This window comes from Ectothiorhodospira haloalkaliphila ATCC 51935 (genome assembly GCF_000633935.1).
In the GTDB taxonomy this organism is placed as follows: domain Bacteria; phylum Pseudomonadota; class Gammaproteobacteria; order Ectothiorhodospirales; family Ectothiorhodospiraceae; genus Ectothiorhodospira; species Ectothiorhodospira haloalkaliphila.
The window spans coordinates 523038-541376 of sequence record NZ_KK214998.1; the positions used below are offsets into that span (position 1 = coordinate 523038).

The 18339-nt window shown below is 64.5% G+C and carries 17 protein-coding genes; 11 read left to right on the top strand and 6 right to left on the bottom strand.

From position 1 onward, the window contains the following. The first annotated feature begins 79 nt into the window (after positions 1 to 79). The 8 genes from ECTHA_RS0110310 (at position 80) to ECTHA_RS0110345 (ending at position 6934) form a co-directional block, all read left to right on the top strand. On the top strand, positions 80 to 1630 hold the full coding sequence (locus tag ECTHA_RS0110310; protein ID WP_025280820.1) for a 2-isopropylmalate synthase: 1551 nt from the start codon (positions 80 to 82) through the stop codon (positions 1628 to 1630). After that, positions 1623 to 2603 (top strand): uracil-DNA glycosylase, encoded by a 981-nt coding sequence (locus ECTHA_RS17955; RefSeq protein ID WP_420834490.1) that lies wholly within the window; start codon positions 1623 to 1625, stop codon positions 2601 to 2603. Before ECTHA_RS0110310 ends, ECTHA_RS17955 begins: the two co-directional genes overlap by 8 nt. Continuing rightward, the gene (rimI, locus tag ECTHA_RS0110320; protein WP_025280822.1) at positions 2600 to 3070 is read left to right on the top strand and encodes a ribosomal protein S18-alanine N-acetyltransferase; all 471 of its coding nucleotides are present in this window, start codon (positions 2600 to 2602) and stop codon (positions 3068 to 3070) included. The genes ECTHA_RS17955 and rimI overlap by 4 nt, the downstream gene beginning before the upstream one ends. A gap of 101 nt (positions 3071 to 3171) precedes the next feature. Beyond that, a complete protein-coding gene (locus ECTHA_RS0110325; RefSeq protein WP_025280823.1) occupies positions 3172 to 3717 on the top strand; it encodes a type 2 periplasmic-binding domain-containing protein in 546 nt (181 codons plus the stop codon). Between the two features lie 12 nt (positions 3718 to 3729). Continuing rightward, positions 3730 to 4356 carry an RNA polymerase sigma factor gene (locus tag ECTHA_RS0110330; RefSeq protein WP_238984817.1) on the top strand — a complete coding sequence of 209 codons (627 nt, stop codon included), beginning with the start codon at positions 3730 to 3732 and terminating at the stop codon, positions 4354 to 4356. Next, positions 4353 to 4769: a hypothetical protein gene (locus ECTHA_RS17960; protein WP_025280825.1), complete on the top strand. Its 417-nt coding sequence runs from the start codon at positions 4353 to 4355 to the stop codon at positions 4767 to 4769. The genes ECTHA_RS0110330 and ECTHA_RS17960 overlap by 4 nt, the downstream gene beginning before the upstream one ends. After that, on the top strand, positions 4769 to 5239 hold the full coding sequence (locus ECTHA_RS17965; protein WP_025280826.1) for a DUF3106 domain-containing protein: 471 nt from the start codon (positions 4769 to 4771) through the stop codon (positions 5237 to 5239). The genes ECTHA_RS17960 and ECTHA_RS17965 overlap by 1 nt, the downstream gene beginning before the upstream one ends. Before the next feature lie 99 nt (positions 5240 to 5338). After that, positions 5339 to 6934 (top strand): peptide chain release factor 3, encoded by a 1596-nt coding sequence (locus tag ECTHA_RS0110345; RefSeq protein WP_025280827.1) that lies wholly within the window; start codon positions 5339 to 5341, stop codon positions 6932 to 6934. Positions 6935 to 6987: 53 nt separating this feature from the next. Here ECTHA_RS0110345 and ECTHA_RS19045 read toward each other — a convergent pair whose 3' ends face one another. Genes ECTHA_RS19045 through ECTHA_RS0110370 form a run of 5 tightly spaced genes read right to left on the bottom strand, consistent with a single transcriptional unit; the run spans position 6988 to position 11452 of the window. Then, positions 6988 to 7410, bottom strand: coding sequence for a hydrogenase maturation protease (locus ECTHA_RS19045; RefSeq protein WP_025280828.1), 423 nt, complete (start codon positions 7408 to 7410; stop codon positions 6988 to 6990). A gap of 2 nt (positions 7411 to 7412) precedes the next feature. Continuing rightward, positions 7413 to 8708: a Ni/Fe hydrogenase subunit alpha gene (locus ECTHA_RS0110355; protein WP_203225324.1), complete on the bottom strand. Its 1296-nt coding sequence runs from the start codon at positions 8706 to 8708 to the stop codon at positions 7413 to 7415. A 17-nt stretch (positions 8709 to 8725) separates the two neighbouring features. Further along, entirely contained in the window at positions 8726 to 9508 is a 783-nt protein-coding gene (locus tag ECTHA_RS0110360) for an NADH-quinone oxidoreductase subunit B family protein (RefSeq protein WP_025280830.1), read from the bottom strand. Beyond that, positions 9508 to 10344 (bottom strand): FAD/NAD(P)-binding protein, encoded by an 837-nt coding sequence (locus ECTHA_RS0110365; protein ID WP_025280831.1) that lies wholly within the window; start codon positions 10342 to 10344, stop codon positions 9508 to 9510. Before ECTHA_RS0110365 ends, ECTHA_RS0110360 begins: the two co-directional genes overlap by 1 nt. Next, positions 10337 to 11452, bottom strand: coding sequence for a 4Fe-4S dicluster domain-containing protein (locus ECTHA_RS0110370; RefSeq protein WP_025280832.1), 1116 nt, complete (start codon positions 11450 to 11452; stop codon positions 10337 to 10339). Before ECTHA_RS0110370 ends, ECTHA_RS0110365 begins: the two co-directional genes overlap by 8 nt. Positions 11453 to 11617: 165 nt before the next feature. On the opposite strand from ECTHA_RS0110370, the gene hcp reads away from it, so the two are divergent. From hcp to ECTHA_RS0110385, 3 genes are all read left to right on the top strand, one after another. Continuing rightward, the gene (gene hcp, locus ECTHA_RS0110375; protein ID WP_025280833.1) at positions 11618 to 12913 is read left to right on the top strand and encodes a hydroxylamine reductase; all 1296 of its coding nucleotides are present in this window, start codon (positions 11618 to 11620) and stop codon (positions 12911 to 12913) included. 149 nt (positions 12914 to 13062) lie between these two features. Continuing rightward, positions 13063 to 14514: an HDOD domain-containing protein gene (locus ECTHA_RS0110380; protein ID WP_029762262.1), complete on the top strand. Its 1452-nt coding sequence runs from the start codon at positions 13063 to 13065 to the stop codon at positions 14512 to 14514. A gap of 149 nt (positions 14515 to 14663) precedes the next feature. Next, a complete protein-coding gene (locus ECTHA_RS0110385; protein WP_025280835.1) occupies positions 14664 to 17042 on the top strand; it encodes a hypothetical protein in 2379 nt (792 codons plus the stop codon). On the opposite strand, the gene ECTHA_RS0110390 is transcribed toward ECTHA_RS0110385, so the two are convergent. Then, positions 16996 to 18243 (bottom strand): helix-turn-helix transcriptional regulator, encoded by a 1248-nt coding sequence (locus ECTHA_RS0110390; protein WP_025280836.1) that lies wholly within the window; start codon positions 18241 to 18243, stop codon positions 16996 to 16998. The two genes, ECTHA_RS0110385 and ECTHA_RS0110390, sit on opposite strands and share 47 nt — an antisense overlap. Between the last annotated feature and the right edge of the window lie 96 nt (positions 18244 to 18339).

Here is an 18339-nt window from a genome sequence, read left to right on the forward strand (position 1 = left end):
CCAACCAGGGCCCGGGTCAGTGTAGAATTCCTACCCAAACACGCGGACGGCAGCGGCCGTTCCCTGGGAGTTCAGAGACATGGCAGGCAAAGAAAAACTCTTCATTTTCGACACCACCCTTCGCGACGGCGAACAGAGCCCCGGGGCTTCCATGACCCGGGAGGAAAAGGTCCGCATCGCCAAGGGTCTGGAAAAGATGCGCGTTGACGTGATCGAGGCGGGCTTCCCGGCCGCCAGTATCGGCGACTTCGAATCCGTGCAGGCAGTGGCCCGGGCGGTGAAGGACAGCACGGTCTGTGGTCTGGCCCGTGCCAAGGAAGCGGACATTGATCGAGCCGGTGAGGCCCTGCGCGATGCCAACTCCGCGCGCATCCACACCTTCCTGGCCACCTCGCCCATCCACATGGAGCACAAGCTCAAGATGACCCCCGGTCAGGTGGTCGAACAGGCCGTACTGGCCGTTCAGCGTGCCCGCCAATGGACGGACAACGTGGAGTTCTCCCCCGAGGATGCCGGCCGTTCCGAGCTCGACTTCCTGTGCCGCGTGATCGAGGCGGTGATCGATGCGGGCGCCACCACCATCAATATCCCGGACACCGTGGGCTACAACATCCCCCAGCAGTTCGGGGAATTGATCAAGAATCTGCGCGAGCGGGTGCCCAATGCCGACAAGGCCGTCTTTTCCGTGCACTGTCACAACGACCTGGGTGTGGCCGTGGCCAACTCCCTGGCCGCCGTGCTCAATGGGGCCCGCCAGGTGGAGTGCACCATCAACGGCCTGGGCGAGCGGGCCGGCAATGCGGCCCTGGAGGAGGTCGTCATGGCGGTACGTACCCGCCAGGATGTCTTCCCCTGCGATACCACCCTGGACACCACCCAGATCGTGCCTTGTTCGCGGCTCGTCTCCACCATCACCGGTTTCCCGGTGCAGCCCAACAAGGCCATCGTGGGCGCCAATGCCTTCGCTCACGAGTCGGGCATCCATCAGGATGGGGTGCTCAAGCACCGTGACACCTACGAGATCATGCGCGCCCAGGATGTGGGCTGGTCGGACAACCGCATCGTCCTGGGCAAGCACTCGGGTCGCAACGCCTTCCGCACCCGCCTCAAGGATCTGGCCATCGATTTCGAGTCCGAGGAGGAATTGAACGAGGCCTTTGCCCGGTTCAAGGAACTGGCGGACAAGAAACACGAGATCTACGACGAGGACCTTCAGGCCCTGGCCACCGAGGCGGCCATTGCCATGGAACATGAGCGCGCCAAACTGGTGTCGCTGCGGGTGTGCTCGGAGACCGGTGAGACGCCGGTGGCCCAGGTGACGGTGAACGTGGAGGGTAAGGAACTCCATGGCGAGTCCGAGGGCAGTGGTCCGGTGGATGCCGCCTTCAAGGCCATCGAAACGGTGATGCACAGCGGCACGCAGCTGCTCCTGTACTCGGTGAACAACATCACCAGCGGTACCGACGCCCAGGGCGAGGTCACCGTGCGTCTGGAGAAGGCCGGGCGCATCGTCAACGGTCAGGGGGCCGATACCGACATCGTCATCGCCTCTGCCAAGTCCTATCTCAACGCCCTGAACCGTCTTGTGACCCCGGATCACCGGGCCCATCCTCAGCGCGGAGATGTCTGATCAAGGCCAGGCCATGGACGAAGCCCGGCGACGGCAGTACCTGAAAGCCATGGGGATACAGGTCTGGGTGCCGCGCCGGGAGCCGGAGGCGGGCCTGGATCTGTCACCTCCGGAGTCCGTGGCCGTGGCACCCGGGGCAGAGGAGGTTGCCGGGGCGGTGACGGCCACAGCGGTGGATGCGGGCGCCGCCCCTGATCCGACACCCGTGCCGGAGCAGGCGCCCGCCGTCGAGGCACCGCCCGTGGTCGTGGATGCCTCCGTGGGGCGTGAAGCGCCCCCGGAGCCGGAGATGCCGCCCTGGCTGGACGAAGCGCCCTGGCCCGACGATGGATACGAGCCGGTGATGTCCTCGGGAGAGGGATACGACGATCCCGACCTGCCTGAACCCGACGATGGGGTGTCCACCCTGGATTGGGATGGCCTGGCCGCCCGGGTGGCCCAGTGCACCCACTGCAGCGAGCTTTCACAGGCACGCACCCAGACCGTATTCGGCGTGGGCGACCGTCAGGCCGATTGGCTGTTCATCGGCGAGGCCCCCGGTGCCGAGGAGGATCGCCAGGGCGAGCCCTTCGTGGGCCGGGCCGGCAAGTTGCTGGACAGCATGCTCTCCGCTCTGGGCAGGAAACGGGGGGAGGGGGTCTACATCGCCAATATCCTCAAGTGCCGTCCCCCGCGCAATCGGGACCCCTCCCCCGAGGAAGCCCATGCCTGCCGGCCCTATCTGGATCGCCAGATCCAGTTGATCCGCCCCAAGGTCCTGGTGGCCCTGGGGCGGGTGGCGGCCCAGAACCTGCTGGAGACCAGCGATGCCCTGGGCACCCTGCGAGGGCGGGTGCGGACCTACCGGGGCATCCCGGTGGTGGTGACCTACCACCCGGCCTATCTGCTCAGGCGGCCGCTGGAAAAGCGCAAGGCCTGGGAGGATCTGTGCCGGGCCATGGATCAGATACAAGCCGGACAGAAGGGATCATGAACGCAGTCACCGCGCCCAATCTGGAATTGCGGCCCATGATGCGCAACGACGTGTCACGGGTGATGGAAGTGGAGCCCCGTGCGTATCCGTTCTCCTGGACTGAGGCCATTTTTCAGGACTGCCTGCGAGTGGGCTACTCCTGTTGGGTGCTGGAGGATGCGAAAACCAGTCATCTCATTGGTTACGGGGTGATGTCCATGGCGGTGGGGGAATGTCATGTGCTCAACCTGACCGTGCGTCCAGAGATGCAGGGACGGGGTTTTGGCCGCCATCTTCTAAGGTGCTTCCTTGAAGTGGCCCGGGAGCGACATGTGGAAACGGTATTCCTGGAGGTGCGCCCCACCAACGCCCCAGCCCTGGAACTGTATCGTACCGAGGGCTTCAATGAAGTCGGTCTGCGTCGCGGCTACTATCCCGCCATCCACGGCCGCGAGGATGCCCTGGTGATGGCCCGGCACCTGAAGTAGGGCAAAAGAACTCAGGTCTGGGTCTGGGTGTGTCAACGCCAGTGGCGCTGGTGCGTATTACCCCGTGAACACACCGAAAACACCCCATGGGGAGACACATCATGAATCGCAAGCCGACTCGCCAACCCAGCCTCATCCTGACCCGTTCCTTGCTCGCCGGGGCTGTGGCCCTTTCACTGGCCTTTGGCGGCATGGGCATCGCTTCGGCACAACCCACAGGCATGGATCATCCCCGCGCCGAACAGGGCGCCCCCTGGGGCGGGAAGGACAGGGCCGATTTCCGCCGGGACATGTCTCAGGAAGAGCGTCAGGCGCTGCGTGAAAAACGCGAGGAGCGCCGTCAGGCCTGGAACGACATGAGGGATGAGCAGCGCGAGGCACTGCGGGAAAAGCGCAGTGAACACCGCAAGGCCTGGCAGGAAATGGACAAGGATGATCGCCAGGCCATGCGCGAGAAGATGCAGGAGCGGCGTGAGGCCTGGAGGGAAATGGACGAGGATGATCGTAAGGCCCTGCGTGAACGCAAGCAGGAACGGCGCGCGGCCTGGGAAGCCATGAGCCCGGAAGAGCGCCGCGAGATGCGTGAGAAACTTCGGGGCATGGACCCACAGGAGCGCCGTGAATGGTTTCAGCAGAAACGTGGTTGACGCGGAGGCATGATGTCCGCGCCCCTGGAAGCCTGGTCCATGGATGATGGGGCGGTGCCCACCACCGCCCCCAGACCCAAACCGGCGGATGGCAGGCAAGCCTTCCCCGTGGCCAGCACCCTGGATGAATTCCTGGAAGGGGTGCAGGGCCGTGCCGTGCGCATGGCGGCTCTGGCCCTGGGGGAGCGAGAGGCCGCCCTGGACCTGGTGCAGGATGCCATGGTGGCCTTGATCGACCGCTACCGGGACCGGCCACCGGAGGCCTGGGGGCCACTCTTCTGGCGTATTCTGCAGAGCCGTATCCGCGACACCTATCGGCGTCGCCGGGTGCGTCAACGGGTCCTGGCGGTCCTTGGCTGGTCGGCAGAAGAAGACCAGGAGGATCCGATGAACACCCTGCCGGATTCGTTCACCCCCGGGCCGGACCAGGCCCTGACCGATGGTCGGTTCGCCCGGGATCTGGAGTCTGCCTTGCGCGCCTTGCCCCTGCGGCAACAGCAAGCCTTCCTGCTGCGCCATTGGGAGGGTCTGGACACGGCGGCCACGGCCGCAGCGCTGGGCATCAGTGAAGGGAGCGTGAAGACCCATTTGTACCGAGCCCTGCAAAGCCTGCAGGGACATCTGGAGGCCTACCGATGAGCCCCGAACGGCATTCCCCTGCCCATCCCGCCCCGGACAATGATTCCAGGGAAGGGGTTGATGATTCCGCCGCCCTGCTGGAGCGGGTGTGCCACACGCTGGACGCTCAGGCCACACTGACCCGCTCCGAGCAGGCTCGCCTGCGCCAGGCCCGCCGTGACGCACTGGCCGCGACCCGGTCGGCCGCACCTGCGCGCTGGTTTCCCGCAGGTGGGCTGGCCCTGGCGGCCTCGCTCATGCTTACGGTGGCTGTATGGTTTGCCCTGGCACCGGGCACCGGTCATGAGCCCATGCCGGTGGCCCTGGCCGAGATGGAAGACATGGACTGGCTCATGGAGAGTGACGACCCCTTCTGGGTGGTGGATCTGGATGATCCGGCGTTCGTGCTCTGGGCCATGGAGGAGGGGCAGTGATGAGAACCCTCCTGATCCTGCCCTGTCTTGTCCTGTGCCTGGCCTGGCCGGTCACGTCCATGGCCGAAGATGCACCGCCGGAGGCACCCGCATGGTCCGAACTCAGCCGCGACCAGCAGTCGGTGCTGGAACCCTTGTCCGAAGAGTGGAACGACCTGCCGGAAAAGCGCCGAGCCCACCTGTTGCGCATGGCCGAGCGCTGGAAGGGGATGGACGCAGACGAGCGGGCCGCCCTGAACCACAGGCTGGAACGATGGCAGTCCATGTCGCCCGAGGAGCGGGAACGGATGAAGTCCCGCGCCCAGCACCTGCGCTCCCTGAGCCCGGAGGAGCGGCAGGAACTGCGGCAACGCTGGGAGCGTTATCGGGATCTGCCCGATGAGAAACAGGAGCGTTTGAGGGAGCGCTGGCAGGAGATGACCCCGGAGGAGCGTGAGGCGTGGCGGGAGCGGCGGGGGCGTCATCATTGAAGGGGGGAGGCGCCAGGGCCCGGGTCAACCACTCACCCATTACAGTCCCCCTCCCACATCCCGTACAATGCAGGGTTTTACCCAGGTCGATCCTCACTCATGCCCTCCAGACACACCACGGAAACCGCCCGGCGGCGCACCTTCGCCATCATCTCCCACCCGGACGCCGGCAAGACCACCGTCACCGAAAAGCTGCTGCTGTACGGGGGTGCCATCCAGATGGCGGGCACCGTGAAGGGGCGCAAGTCGGATCGTCATGCCACCTCCGACTGGATGGAGCTGGAGAAGCAGCGCGGCATCTCCGTCACCTCGTCGGTGATGCAGTTCCCCTACAAGGACTGCATCGTCAACCTGCTGGACACCCCCGGTCACCAGGACTTCTCCGAGGATACCTACCGCACCCTCACCGCCGTGGACTCGGCGCTGATGGTGATTGACGTGGCCAAGGGCGTGGAGGAGCGCACCATCAAGCTGATGGAGGTGTGCCGCCTGCGCGACACCCCCATCATGACCTTCATCAACAAGCTGGACCGGGAGGGTCGCGATCCCATCGACCTGATGGACGAGGTGGAAAATGTGCTCAAGATCCCCTGTGCGCCCATCACCTGGCCCATCGGCATGGGCAAGCGTTTCAAGGGGGTGTACCACCTCAAGCGGGATGCGGTGCACCTGTTCTCGCCCACCCATGGCGGCAAGAGGAATGCCGGCGAGGTGATCCAGGGGCTGGACAATCCGCGCCTCGATGAGGTGCTGGGTGGCCAGGCCGATGAGCTGCGGGAGGAACTGGAACTGGTGATGGGGGCCTCGAACGAGTTCGACCTCGAGGCCTATCTGGAGGGGCGTCTGACGCCCGTGTTCTTCGGTTCGGCCATCAACAATTTCGGTCTGCAGGAACTGCTGGACGACTTCGTGGAATACGCCCCGCCGCCGCGTTCGCGGGCCACGGAGTCCCGGGAGGTGATGCCGGAGGAAGAGAAGTTCTCCGGATTCGTCTTCAAGATTCAGGCGAACATGGACCCCCAGCACCGGGACCGCATCGCCTTCATGCGCATCTGCTCCGGCAGCTTCAAGAAGGGCAGCAAGCTGCACCATGTGCGCATCGGCAAGGACGTACGCATCGCTGACGCCCTGACCTTCCTCGCCTCGGACCGGGAACATGCGGAGGAGGCCTTCCCCGGTGACATCATCGGCATTCACAACCATGGCACCATCCGCATCGGTGACACCTTCACCGAGGGCGAGAAGCTGGCCTTCACCGGCATTCCCAACTTTGCCCCGGAGCTGTTCCGCCGCGCCCAGCTGCGTGATCCCCTGAAGATGAAGCAGTTGCAGAAGGGCCTGCAGCAGCTTTGTGAGGAGGGCGCCACGCAGTTGTTCAAGCCGCTGAACAACAATGACCTGATCCTGGGCGCCGTGGGCGTGCTGCAGTTCGATGTGGTGGCCCACCGCCTGAAGAACGAGTACAACGTGGACGCCGGTTTCGAGAACGTGAACGTGCAGACGGCCCGTTGGGTCAGTTCCGGGGATGAGCGCAAGCTGGAGCAGTTCAGGGACAAGGCCTCGAACAACCTGGCCATCGACCACGGCGGCGATCTGGTCTACATCGCCCCGACCCGGGTGAATCTGCAGATGGCTCAGGAAAAATGGCCTGAAATCGAGTTCAGCGCCACCCGGGAGCACGGTATCGCCAGTTGAAACAAGGGTGGGGGCGGATGTTCCATCCGTCCTCCCGACTTACCGATCCTGCCTTAGCTGATCCAATCCCTGATCTGCTGGTGAATCCGGGCCAGGGCGCTTTTTCTGATCTCATCGGGCATGGGAGTGGATCCCATCTGGATGCCGATGATGTGTACGGTCGGAGGCAGGACCCCCATGGCCTTGCCCAGGGCCAGTGCGCCCACGACGCCCAGGTTGTGACTGGAGACGGTGGTGTCCGGGTGAACCAGGTCGTCCATGGACAGGGCATGCACCGCGCCTGGTGGTCCGCCGGCATCCATGGCGTCCACCAGGATCACGCTGTGCTGCTCCTTCATGGCCTCGATCAGACCGGCGCCGGGGCGGTCCAGTGTCAGGGTGTTCACGCCGGAAATGGGGGGCAGGGTCTCCACGGCTTCCCATCCCAGGGTGTCCTCACCAAAGGGGGAGCCGATACCGATGACGAGTACCCCCATCCTTACCCCTCTCCCCGATCCACCCGCACCTTCAGGAAATGCGTTGCACAGGAGATGCACGGATCATAATTACGGATCACCATCTCCCCCCGCAGCCGCAGGGAATCGTCGTCATGATGCAATCCAAAGGCCTCCAGCGACTGGCGCAGATCCTCCTCCATGCGGGCCTGGTTCTGTGAGGTGGGGGGCACGATGCGGGCGGTGACCACCTTGCCCTCATCGTCTACGCGGTAGTGATGCCATAGGATTCCCCGGGGCGCCTCGGTGGCGCCGAAGCCTTCTCCGGCCCGGGGTTCCACCTGAGCATAAGGCGTGTCCGTGGGGGCATAGGCCTCCAGAAGACGGCGGGCCTCCTGCAGGGCCTCCAGCAATTCCACGGCGCGGGCCACCAGGGAGTGAAACATGTTCCGGCTGGGCCAGTTAAGGCCCGTGGCATCCAGTGCGGCCCGGGTGCGGGGGGAGAGGCGATCCAGATTCAGGTTCAGCCGGGCCAGCGGCCCCACCAGATAGGGCTGGCCATCCAGGTGAGAATACAGCGCCGTGGAATGGGGTACGTGGCTCTCCACGAAATGATCCGCATAGTCATCCGCCGATATGTCCAGACCCTGATCCGATACGATGCGCCCGGCATACATGGGATAGTCATCATCATGCCGCAGGGCCACGTTGGTGAAGCTCTGCTCATCCACCGGCAGGTCCAGGCCGGCGGTGAATCCCACCAGGGCCTCGGCATCGTCCACGGCCTGATCCAGCCGATCCCCCAGGGCCCGCGCATCCTCCAGTGAGGGAGCATGATGGAAGCCGCCCACCCGCACACCCACCGGATGCACCGAACGGCCCCCCAGGAAACGGATCAGATCATTGCCCAGTTTCTGCAGGGCCAGACCCCGGTGCACCGCCTCCGGGTGGTCCTGGGCCATGGCGATGGCGTTGTCATAGCCTAGGAAGTCGGGCAGGGCCAGCAGGTGCACATGCAGGGCATGACTCTGAATCCACTCACCGCAGTACATCAGGCGCCGGTTGCGGATCACCCATTCGGAGGGCGTCAGGCCGAAGGCCTGTTCCAGGGCCTGCACGGCGCTCATCTGATAGGCCACCGGGCAGATGCCGCAGATGCGCGCCACGGTGTCGGGCACCTCGCGCCAGCTACGAGCTTCCAGGAATTTCTCGAAATATCGGGGTGGTTCGAAGATGCGCAGGCGCAACTCCTCGATGCGGCCCTCCCGGGCCCGAAGCTCCAGGGCGCCTTCCCCTTCCACCCGGGCCAGCACCGGAACCTCGATACGGATGTCCCGCATGTGGGGTGCGTGCTCACTCATGGCGTGCCCTGATCCCAGTTGCGGCCTTCCTCGAGAAATCCGGGGGCCTGGCTGTTGATGAAGTGAAAGCGCCGGGCGATGTCCTCGGGCATCAGCCCCAGCCCCTGAAAGCGCCGGGACAGTGGCGCCGTGTTGGGGTTTTCCGCGGGCCCGAAGCAGCCGTAGCAGTCACGGCCGAAGGCGGGGCAGATGGCGCCGCAGCCGGTGCGGGTGACCGGCCCGAGGCAGGGTGTGCCCCGGGTCACCAGGACACAGACGATGCCCTGGCGCTTGCAGGCCTGACAGACCTTCTCGTTGTCCACGAAGGGCAGGGCGCCGAACAGCAGTCGGCGGATGGCGGTGAACACCTGCTGGGCATTCACCGGGCAGCCCCAGAGTTCCAGGTCCACCTTCACCTGGTCGGAGATGGCGCTGGCCTTGTCCAGGCTCTCGATGAATTCCGGGCGGGCATAGATGGCCCGGGTCCAGTCATCCACCCCCTGGGCGTTGAAATTGCGCAGGGCCTGCAATCCCCCGGCGGTGGCACAGGCGCCGATGCTGATCAGATAACGGGCACTCTCCCGCACCCGACGGATGCGCACCGCCTCTTCCTGGGTGGAGATGCTGCCCTCCACGAAGGCGATGTCCACGGGGGCATCCGGGTCCATGGGGCCGGCCTCGGCAAAATGCACGATGTCCACCAGCCCGGCCAGTTCCAGCAAGGCGGGGCCGGCATTGATGAAGGCCAGCTGACAGCCGTCGCAGGAGCTGAATTTGTGGACCGATACCCTGGGTTTCATCAGAAGCCCTCCCGGTCGATCCAGTCGGCGATATCCGGATAACGGAACACGGGTCCGTCCTGGCAGATGAAGTGAGGCCCCACCTGGCAATGGCCACAATGACCGATGCCACACTGCATGTTGCGCTCGATGCTCAGCCAGATATGGAAGGGGTCCACACCCCGCTCCAGCAGTCGGGGAATGGCCGCCTTCATCATGGGCTCCGGTCCGCAGAGCACGGCCACCGTGTCCTCCGGAGGGATGTTCGCCTTCTCCAGCAGCACCGTGACATTGCCCACGCTGAAGGGCCATTGGGGGCCGCCCTGGTCCGCCGCCAGCAGCACCTGCACGTCGCGGATCTGCTCCCATTCCTGGTACTGGCGTCGCCAGATCAGGTCGTTGCTGTGCTTCACTCCCTGGAGGATGGTGATCTGGCCATGGTCATCGCGCCGGCGCAGCATGTAGCGGATCATGGAGACCACCGGTGCGCAGCCCAGTCCGCCGCTGATGACCACCACGTTGCGGCCCTGGGCCGCCTGCAGGGGCCAGCCCCGGCCATAGGGGCCGCGCAGGCCCAGGGTGTCGCCCACCCGCAGGCGCTCAAGCCCGTGCGTGACCCGACCCACGGCACGGATGGTGTGCTCCAGCGGGCCGTTGTCCTCGGGATCGGACACGATGGAGATGGGCACCTCGCCCACCCCGAACAGATAAAGCATGTTGTACTGCCCTGGGTAGGAGCGGTAGGCGTCACGAATCTTCGGGTCCACCAGCTCCAGCTTCACGGAGAAGATGTCCCGGGTCTCCTGCACACGGCTGGTGATGCGGGCAGCCCAGGGCAGGTCGGTGGGCTCACGCATCGGGGGCCTCCTTCAGCAGGGCATGGGCCTCGGCGGTGATGTCGATGCCCACCGGACACCAGGTGATGCAGCGGCCACAGCCCACGCAGCCGCTGCGACCATATTGCTCGTGCCAGCTGCCCAGCTTGTGGGTGAGCCATTGGCGGTAGCGCAGCCGGGTGTCGGAGCGCACCACGAAATGTCCCATGAAGCTGTGTTCGGCATTGAAGCAGGAGCTCCATTGTCGCAGATGCTCGGAACTGTCGCCGCCAAGGGCCGGTTCGTCCATTTCCATGTGACAGAAACAGGTGGGGCACACCGCCGTGCAGTTGCCGCAGGACAGGCAGCGCTCGCCCACATCTTTCCAGTGCCCGGCCTGAAGCCGTTCATACAGGCCCTGCTTGAGATGGCGACCGGGCAGGGTGCGGCGCTGGCCCATGGCGGCCTGGTGGGTTTCCTTTTCAACCGTACGCCGCTGCGCCGCCGTGGCCGCATCCAGGTCGAGACGTTCCAGCAGGGTTTTCCCCGCCTGGGTGCCGGCCCAGAGCAGATACCCCTCGTCCAGCTCGGCCATGCCCAGATCATGACCCCGGCTGATGGCCGGACCATCACCGGTGGAGGCGCAGAAACAGGTCTGCGCCGGGTGTGCACAGGACATGCCCACCAGGAATAGCGCCTCGCGTCGCCTGCGGAACCAGGGGTCGGGAAAACGCCCGTGCATGAAATGCCGCTCCTGCAGGTCCAGCGCGGCCAGATCGCAGGCACGCAGGCCGATCAGTGCCGTGGGCTCCGGATCTTCCTGAGTGGACTGAAACGACAGTTGTCCATCGGCGGATCGCTGCGCCCGCCAGATGGGCTCCCGTGGGCGGAAGGTCAGGGGCTTGAGCGCCTGGGGGCCATTGGCCCAGGCGAAGCAGCGGGGGGTGTCCTGCTCCTGGAGGCGATAACGGCCGGGCTGCTGCACGTCGCGGACACCCGCGGGCAGATCATCCCAGCGTCTCAGCGGCTGGAACAGCAGGGTACCCTCCCGGGCCACCGGACCCAGGATGCGACCGAAGCCGGCGCCCCGCAGGGCCTCGAGAAGGCGGTCGGCCTCGGCGCGCGGCAGGAAGACGGTTTGCTCGTCCATGATGAGAGGTTAGCGCAGGCCTTGCTACGCGGGGATGACAAATGCCGCAGGCACGATCCAGGTCAATATCCATGGCCCCCGGGTACGCCTTGATGCCGGTCAAGGAGGGGCGGGCCTCCCGATCCGGATACTGCGGCCCTCGAGCCTATTCCCTGGAGCATCACCATGAACTGCAACCAATGCGAACAGACCTTCCGGCAGACTGCCTGCGTGACCTCCCCGGGCACCTGCGGCAAGGACGAGGACATGCACTCCCTGCAGGAGTTGCTGATTTACGGCCTCAAGGGCATGGCGGCCTACGCCCATCATGCCCGTCGCCTGGGGCAGTCGGATGCGGAAGTGTCCGCATTCATGGAGGAAGCCCTGTTCGCCACCATGACCAACGTGAACTTCGACATGGACTCCCTGCTGGAACTGTGTCTGCGCTGCGGTCAGATGAACCTCAAGGTGATGGAGATGCTGGACCGGGGTCACGTGGAGACCTTCGGTCAACCGGCCCCGGCTACCGTGAAGGAAGGCACCCAGGCCGGCCCCGGCATCCTGGTCACCGGCCACGACCTGCTGGATCTGTGGGATCTGCTCAAGCAGGTGGAGGGCACCGACATCAAGGTGTACACCCACGGTGAAATGCTGCCGGCCCACATGTACCCCAAACTGCACAACCACCCGAACCTGGCCGGTCATTTCGGCGGCGCCTGGCAGATGCAGAAGCGGGAGTTCGACCAGTTCCCGGGGCCGGTGCTGGCCACCACCAACTGTGTGCTGATTCCGCCGGCCAGCTACCGTGACCGCCTGTTCACCACCCGCGCCACGGCCGTGCCGCAAGGTCAGCGCATCACCCACGAGGACTTCTCCGCGGTGATCGAGGCGGCGCGTCGCTGTGCGCCCTGTGTGGATCAGCCCAAGGGTGAATCCACGGTGGGCTTCCACCACAGCGTGCTGCTGTCCCATGCCGATACCCTGGTGGAGGCGGTCAAGGCCGGCAAGATCAGTCGCTTCTTCGTCATCGGTGGGTGCGACGGCGCCGCCAAGGGCCGCAACTACTTCAGCGATTACGCCGAAGCGACCCCCGACGACAGCTTCATCCTCACCCTGGGCTGCGGCAAGTACCGCATCCGGGATCAGGAATACGGCGAGCACCTGGGCTTCCCCCGTCTGCTGGACATGGGACAGTGCAACGACGCCTACGGTGCCATCCGTGTGGCCCTCGCCCTGGCCGAGGCCTTTGAGTGCGAGGTGAATGAACTGCCCCTGAGCCTGGTGATCAGCTGGTTCGAGCAGAAGGCCGTGGCGGTGTTCCTCACCCTGCTGAGCCTGAACGTGAAGGGCATCACCCTGGGGCCGAATCCGCCGGCCTTTGTGTCCCCGAATGTCTTCGCATTGCTCCAGGAACGTTACGACCTGAAGCTGACGGGGAGCGACCCCCAGGGTGACGCGGCCCGCGCCGTGGCGACGACCTGATCATGCTGCGCCTCGGGGAAGGCAGCGCACCACTGGTGTTGCGCCTTTCCCGGGGCAGGATTGCAGGCCCGCAAAGGACCATGAATCCGGGATATCGGCCCCAAATCCCTGTGATAAACTTCACACCCTGTTGATCGAAGGCCTGTCCCATGAGCACCCACGTGGCCGGGGCCGTCCCGGAAAAGAAAACCCTGGCGGAGTGGACCGTCGCGCTGCGTGAGCGTGACATGCCGGTCTTTTCCAATACCGTGCAGGCCATCAACACCATCATCGAGGATGAGAAGAAGGGGGCCATGGAAATGGCCACCGTCATCTTGCAGGACCCCAACCTCACTGCGCGAATCCTCAAGCTGAGCAATAGCAGCTATTTCAACCCCGGCCGCCGCAAGATCATCACCGTCACCCGCGCCATCGTCATCATCGGCATTGATGTGATCCGCGAGATGGTGCTGGCCTGTGCCTTCTTCGAGGCCATCCTGTCCGCCAGCAACAAGAATCGTGCCCACGAGGAGATCGCCCGCGCCATCCACTCCGCGGTGCAGGCCAAATACCTGGCCATCGCAACCCAGGATCCGTTTCCTGAAGAGGTGTTCATTGCCGCCCTGCTGCAGAACATCGGTCACATTGCCTTCTGGTGTTTCTCGGGCGAGGAGGGCGACCGACTGCGGGATCTGCTGGATGAGGGCACCATGACCCAGCAGGCCGCAGAGCGTGAAGTGCTGGGCTTCAAGCTGGCCGATCTGGATGTGGCCCTGTGCAAGAGCTGGAACCTCAAGGGGCTGATCGAGGAGACCGTGAGCAAGCATGGCCGGGTTCGCGAGCCGCGGGTCAAGCTCGTGCATCTGGGCTGCGAGGTGGTGAACGTGCTCAAGCAGGGTGAGGAATCTCATCAGTATCCGGCCTGCCTGGAGCAGATCGCCTCGCTCACTGGTCAGAACCAGCGAGAGATCGAGAGCCACCTGCGACAAAACACTGAATCCGCCGCCGGTATTGCCAGGCAATTCGGCGCCACGGAGGCGGCCGAGCTGATCCAGCGCAAGGCCCGTGAACTGATCGACCATGATGCTTCGGCCTCGCAGATGGATCGCAAGGAGTTGCAGGTGCAGATTCTGCGGGATATATCGAGCATCCTTTCCAGCAGCCGGATCGATATCAATCTGCTGCTGGAAACCATCATGGAAGGCATTCAGCGCGGCCTGGGAATGGACCGGGCCCTGTTCGCTGCGCTGTCCTCCGATCGTGCGGTGCTGCACGAGAAGGTTGCCCTGGGGTGGCGTAGACAGAGCCATACATACAAGTTCACGCTGCCGCTGGTGTCCTCACCTCCCAACCTGTTTCACAAGGCAGTCTTCAGCCCCGAGGCGCACTGGCTCACACCGGAGGGTCAGCCCGGCCTGTACTCGCCCGCCGACGTGGATCGTATCGGCTGCCACCCCTGCTTCGTCATGTCCCTGAATTCGGGTGATAAACCTGTGGGCATGATTTACGCTGACCGGGCCTACAGCCAGGAGCCGTTGTCCCAGGAGGCGTTCAGGACCTTCGAGCACTTTGTTCAGCAGGGGAATATCGGTCTGACGCTCTATCGGCTGCAAGGGTCCTGAGCGGTGCCGGACCAGCCCCGATGATGGCACCGCCGTCCATGGTCGACAGCCGGACGACTTGAGCAATCCCTCTCAAAGGCGAACCATGAGTGACTGAGTGGCCTTTCGACCCGTGGGCCGGGGGGCGTGGATGATGCAAGGGGGTTCACATGGTCGGGATCAAGGTGGGTTGGACGGGTTCGGTGGCTGCGAGCTTTCTGCTGGCGGCGGGGCTGGCGTCTGCGCAGGATGTTTCCCAGGGGCGTTATCAGGTCCTGGAACTGGAGGGGGATCTGGAATGGGCGTCGGGGCCGTCCGAACTGATCTCCATGGAATCCCGGGAACAGGTGACCCTCCGGGCCCTGCGGGCCTTCGGTCGACTCCCCGAGGAGTTCTCCCGGCTTGCCCTGGACCTGCGGGGCCAGGGCGTGGACCTGTTTTCTGCCGGCCCTGCCGAGGTGCGCGAGCTGCTGGAACAGGCCCGGTCCGGTGACCTGAGGGCCGATCCCGCCGCGCTGGAAGCCCTGCTGGCGCTGCTGGAGGATCGGGATTACCTGGACTGGGAGCCGTTACGCCCTGGTGAGGCGCTGACCCTGACTGATGAGACCCGCTTTCGGGGCCAGGGCCAGTTGGTGCTGGAGGATGCCTCGGGTGAACGTCAGCGACTGGCCACCCGGGATGATGATCGCCACGGGCTCAGGGTGATGCCGGCTGACGAGCATGGACTGCGGCCAGAAGAGGGCCCCGCATTGCCCGAACGCGTGGCGCAATGGTGGTCGGACTGGAATCAGCGTCTTGAAGCGCTGCAGGGGCCGCTTCAGATGGATGCCCCGCAGGAGCTGGTGCCATTGGGCGACGGACGCTTTCAGACCAGCCTGACTTCCGTGGCGGTGATGGCTCCCTGGCCCACTGTGGGCATGTCCACCTCCTGGGTTCCCCTGGATGACCTGACCGTCACGGTGGGACCTTTCGCGGACGAACGCATTCCCTTCCACGTGAGTCTGCCCTCCGAGGTGTCGGTGCTCACCGAGGATGGCGAACGCCTGGCCCGGGTGGACTTCACGGCACCCCGTCTTGAGGGGGTGTGGGCGGATGACCTGGGGGTGATGCTGGAAACCCGCTTCACCATGGGGCCTTCCTCCATGACCGTGGGTTATGGACGGTCCCCGGATGCTCCGGTGGATCATCCACGAGATCATGGTCAACGCTTCGATCCGGAATCCCCCCGACGCATTGCCCTGGATGCAATGGACGTGACGCTGGATCTTCAGGACGCCGGGGCAGGCATCTTCAGCGGCCCACTGGCCGTGGAGATCAAGGGCCTGGACGTGCTCAACATGGCAGATCAGTCGATGGTGACGCTGGGCCGGCTGGCATTCAATGCAGACTACCAGGGCATGGATCTGGCCACCCTCGCGAGACTGAGCGATCAGGCGGCCACGCCAGAGCAGCTGATGGAGCAGGACCCGGCGGAACTCCTGGCCAGTACGCTGAAGGCCATGGGAGGTTTTGAATCGACAATGGAGATGTCGGAGTTGTTCATCAATGGGCCCGAGGATTATCAATTCTTCCGCATGACCGAGGGACATGTCCGGATCGGTTTCGTACCTTCCGCACAGGGCGACCTGCATCGCGATCTGTGGGCCGGTGTGGCGGTGGAAGGCTGGTCCTTCGGAGATGGCGATCGGCGCGAGCAGGTGCAGTTCGAGATGAAATCGGCCTCCATGGAGGGGCGACTGAACGGGCTGTCCTCCATGGCCCTGCTGCACCTGGGCATGCAGTCCATGATGACCGGGGGACTGGAGGATGAAGTGCTACTGGGGATGGCTCGCGAGATCCTGGGCGGTCTGAGTGTGACCATGAGTCTGGACGACGCCCGGGGCACGTTCGTGGACAGTCGGGAGGAGATTCGGGAAGAGATGGGTGTAGGGAGTTTCCATCTGAACCTTGCCCTGGAGGCTCTGGACGGGCCCGCACCCAACCTGAGCATGGATTATGCCCACGCGGGGGTGGTGCCGTTCGATGGCATGGTGCCTCCCGTAATGGAGAGCCTGTTGCCTGAAGGGGTGGCCCTGGAGCTGAAAGCCAAAGGTTTGCCAACGGGCTTCCTGGCCGATGCCGGCGTGGTCGAAGGCCTTCAGACGGGACGCCTGGACCCCGTGGTGGTGATGCTTGAACAGTTGGTCGGCAATGACTCGCGTCTGGACATCCCCAATGTGACCCTTGGATTCCCGGACGGACAGATCCTCATCAGTGGCCGGGGATGGGCCGAGAAGGCGGACGAAGCCGGGCCGGATCGGGTTTCCGGTGAATGGGACCTGAGCATCCACAATCTGGATGCCCTGGTGGAACCGCTGTTGGCCATGGCGGGCGAGGAGGAGCGTCGACAGATCAACGCCACGGTGGTGATGCTGAAGATGCTGGGAGAAACCCCCGAATCAGAGGCCCCCGGCAGCATCCATCAGTACCACATTCAGGCAGACAGCCTCGGGCAGATACTGATCAACGGGAACGATCTGGCTCCGTTGCTGGATGGCCTGAATCGCTGATACCGGATTGGCGGACCATCTCCATCAGTTGGTGGCGCCTGCATGCACCGGTCTTCAGGTAGATCCGGTGCATGTAGGTCTTCACCGAAGACTCGGAAATGCCCAGGTTGGCGGCGATCTCCCGATAGGTCTTGTCCTCCATGACCTGCTTCAGCACATGCTGTTCCTGTTCGGACAGCAGTTGAGCAATCCCCGCGGGGACCGCAGGCATACCGACCGCTGCGGCATCACCCGAATCCAGCGATTCAGGTTCCCGACGCGTGAACGGGATATGCAGCAGCAGGGCGGCCAGATTCAAAACGATCAGTGCCGCGAAGGCCAGCACCTCCGCGGCGCCACCCACACTCATGGCCAGCCATTTGCCGAGGATGATGCCCCCGCAAAGGGCCCCCACGCCGTAACAATAGGCAGTACTCACCGGATGATGCCTGAGGATTCGGGAGAGCAGGAACAGGTCCACCAGCCCGGCGGCGATCATCATGGCGAACATGGCGCCATGGATGCCCGGGGCGTGCGGGGCGATCTGCCACAGTGCAAACGCCACCAATGCGCCCAGCACAGCCGTCAGCATGGTGACCGTGGCCTGATAACGACCCAGCAGCCACAAGGCCAGGACGGCCCCCGCTCCATAGAACAGGACCTCGGAGCCCGGGGCCCAGGCCACCGCCCCGTAAGCGGGCATGAGGCCGCCGTACATGAGCCCGCTCACCACCTGGAACAGCAGTACAAAGGGAAGGTAACGCAGCAGTGGCTCCAGGGTGGTGGCGTCTTCAGGGCGCGGGTCCCCGGATTCACGGGACCGGGGGAACAGGCCCAGCAGCAACACGGCCAGGAGCATGAGTTTCATGGGGTCGGGCATGGGGGAGGCGATCAGCGCCAGGGCCAGAAGATTGCCGCCCGCCAGGGTGGCGACCCCGGTGGTGACGGGCTGTTCGGCACCTTTGAGATACTGGCCCACCCTCAGGGAGACCGGCACGGCGCCCAAACCCAGGGCGATCATCCAGATGGCCACCACCATGTCCGGGATCAGCGCTGATATCAGCGTCAGCAGGCTGGTGAGGATCACGCCTGCCTGGCACAGGCGCTCGAGGCGCATGGAGGGCAAGCGGATCGCCGCATAACCCAGGGCCAACAGTCCCAGGGTGTGCGGGATCAGGAACCAGAGCATCAACTCCGTCTTGCCCAGAAGCACCCCCGACATGGGGAATGTCGTCAGCCAGGCCACATATGAAGCGGTCGAACCTGCCGCTCGCCAATCGTTTTTCGACAGGAACATCGTCTACTCAAATGACTGATT